A 3,017-nucleotide genomic window follows, 5' to 3' on the forward strand; every position below is an offset into this window, starting at 1 on the left:
CGCGCTGCTGTCGCTGGCCACCGACGTGCTGGTGGACACGCCTTCCGCGCACGCGGCGGAAGCGGTGCGGATGCTCGGCGCGGCGACCAGCAGGCTCATCGTCGGCCAAGCCGCCGACCTCGGCTTCGAGCACCGGCACGAAGTGGCGCTGGACGAGTGCCTGCGCATGGTCGAAGGCAAGACCGCGGTGCTGCTCGGCTGCGCGTGCTCGCTGGGGGCGCTGTGCGCCGGGGGCGACGAAGACGCCGTGGCGCGGATGCGCTCGTTCGGCATCGAGCTGGGCATGGCCTTCCAACTGGTCGACGACCTGCTGGGGCTGTGGGGCGATCCGGAGACGACCGGCAAACCGGTGCTTTCCGACCTGCGGGCGCGCAAGAAGACCGCGCCGATCGTGCACGCCCTGAGCTCGGCGACCCCGGCGGGCGAGCGGCTGCGCCGGATCTACCGCGAACCCGCGCGGCTCGTCGGCGAACGCGCCGAGCACGCCGCCGAACTGGTGCGCCAGGCCGGCTCCCGGGAGTGGGCCGAATCCGAGTGCGAGCGCAGGTTCGACGCCGCGCTCGCGCAACTGCACGCCTGCGGCCGGCACAGCGCGGCCGTCGAATCCCTGACCGAACTCGCGGAGTTCATCGTGCGGAGGCAATGGTGACCGACCAACTGACCCGATCCCAGCAGCAGCAGACCCAGCCGGACCTGCCCGCGGTAGGCGCCAGGGCGCACGGCGCGCTGCTCGCCGCCCGGGATCACCTCTTGTCGTTGCAGCACACCGACGGCTGGTGGAAGGGGGAGTTGGCGACGAACGTGACCATGGACGTCGAGGATCTGCTGATGCGCCAGTTCCTCGGCATCCGCACGCCGGAGGAGACCGCGCAGGCGGCGCGCTGGATCCGTTCGCAGCAGCGCGAAGACGGGACCTGGGCGAACTTCCACGGCGGGCCCGGCGACCTCTCCACCACGGTCGAGGCGTACGTCGCGCTCAAACTCGCAGGCGACGACGTCGAAGCCCCGCACATGACCCTCGCGCGAGCCTGGATCCTGGCGCACGGCGGCCTCGAATCGACCCGCGTGTTCACCCGGATCTGGCTGGCGCTGTTCGGCGAATGGCCGTGGGACGAGCTGCCCGCGATGCCGCCGGAAGTCGTGCTGCTGCCGAAGTGGGCGCCGCTCAACCTGGCGAACTGGGGTTGCTGGGCGCGCCAGACCGTCGTGCCGCTGACCATCGTGTGCACGCTTGCACCCCGGAGGGAACTCGGGGTGAGCGTGCGCGAGCTGCGCTCCGGGCGGACACCGCAGCGCTCCTCCGACCCTTGGGACCGGGCGTTCCGCGCGCTCGACGCGGTGTTGCACCGGTATCAGCGGTACCCGCTGAAGACGGTGCGGCGGCACGCGATGCGACGCGCTGCGGAGTGGATCATCGCCCGGCAGGAGGCCGACGGCTCGTGGGGCGGCATCCAGCCCCCTTGGGTGTACTCGCTGCTGGCGCTGCACCTGCTCGACTACCCGCTGGAACACCCGGTGCTGCGGGAGGGCTTGGCCGGGTTGGAGGGCTTCCTCATCCGGGAACGCACTCCGCAGGGCACGAGCCGCCGGATGGAGGCGTGCCAATCACCGGTGTGGGACACCGTGCTGACCGTGCAGGCGCTGCACGACGCCGGTTTGCCCGCCGACCACCCGTCGCTGCGGTGCGCGACCGATTACCTGTTGCGCGAGGAGATCCGGGTGCCCGGTGACTGGGCGGTGCGCAGACCCGGGCTCGCTCCGAGCGGGTGGGCGTTCGAGTTCGACAACGACGGCTATCCCGACATCGACGACACCGCCGAAGCGGTGCTCGCGCTCAACCGGGTCGAGCACGGCAGACCGCAGGAGGTGCACGCGGCCATCGAACGCGGGCTGGCCTGGATGCGCGGCATGCAGTCCCGAGACGGTGGCTGGGCAGCGTTCGACGCGGACAACACCAGCAGGCTTGCTACCCGGCTGCCGTTCTGCGACTTCGGGGAAGTGATCGACCCGCCCTCAGCGGACGTCACCGCGCACGTCGTGGAAGCGATGAGCTTGCTCGCCGACCGCGAGGACCCCGCGGTGCGCGCGGGCGTGCGGTGGCTGCTGGCGAACCAGGAGCGCGGCGGCTCGTGGTTCGGCCGCTGGGGCGCCAACCACGTTTACGGCACGGGCGCGGTCGTGCCCGCGCTGGTCGCCGCCGGGGTGCCCGCCAACCACCCGGCGCTGCGGCGGGCGGCGGATTGGCTGGAGGAGCACCAGAACGCCGACGGCGGCTGGGGAGAGGACATGCGTTCCTACACCGATGCGCGGTGGATCGGGGTGGGCACCTCGACCGCCTCGCAGACCGGATGGGCGCTGATGGCGCTGCTGGCGCTGGGCAGGCACGCCAGCGAAGCGGTGCGCAACGGCGTGGAATACCTGGCCACGAGCCAGCGCGCGGACGGCACCTGGGACGAGCCGCAGTTCACCGGAACCGGATTCCCGGGCGACTTCTTCATCAACTACCACCTGTACCGGCTGATCTTCCCGCTGACCGCGCTCGGCCGCTACGAGCAGGCGGTGAACCGGTGAGCGGTGATCGGCTGCTGATCTGCGCTGCGCTGCGAACCGAAGCCGTGGCATTGCGCGGCGCGTGCGACCGGGCGCGCGTGCTGCGCACCGGGCTCGGACCGCGCCGGAGCTCCCGGCGCCGCAACGCCGACGCGGTGGCCGGCTGTGGCGCGCTGGCCGTAGTCGGTCTCGCGGGCGGGCTGGGTGAAGTACCCAGCGGCGGTGTGGTCGTCGCCGACGAGGTCCGGGATGCGCACGGCAGCACGACCCTGCCGGACGCGGGATCGTTGGCGGCTCGGCTCGACCGCGCCGGATTCGCGGTGTGGCGCGGGCCGATCACGACGACCGACCACATCGTCGGCGGCGGCGAGAAGTCGGCGCTGGCCGCTACCGGCGCGCTGGCCGTCGACATGGAATCGGCCGCGCTCGCCCGGCTGGCCGGACGCGGACTGCGCGCGGTCGTGCGC

2 protein-coding genes and 1 pseudogene are annotated in these 3,017 nt (G+C 72.3%); all 3 read left to right on the top strand.

All coding sequences use genetic code 11. The annotated features are described in order from the left end of the window. Positions 1–649 (top strand): polyprenyl synthetase family protein (locus IJH84_RS27370; protein ID WP_295150702.1); only part of this gene is annotated, 649 nt, incomplete at its 5' end. Positions 650–726: 77 nt separating this feature from the next. After that, positions 727–2,571 (top strand): squalene--hopene cyclase, encoded by a 1,845-nt coding sequence (gene shc / locus IJH84_RS27375; protein WP_295150705.1) that lies wholly within the window; start codon positions 727–729, stop codon positions 2,569–2,571. Then, positions 2,568–3,017: pseudogene (locus IJH84_RS27380) on the top strand (4-hydroxy-3-methylbut-2-enyl diphosphate reductase); the annotation flags it as partial. The gene shc and the pseudogene IJH84_RS27380, both read left to right, overlap by 4 nt.

This window comes from Saccharopolyspora sp. (assembly GCF_017434145.1).
GTDB classification, from domain to species: Bacteria; Actinomycetota; Actinomycetes; order Mycobacteriales; family Pseudonocardiaceae; genus Saccharopolyspora_C; species Saccharopolyspora_C galaxeae.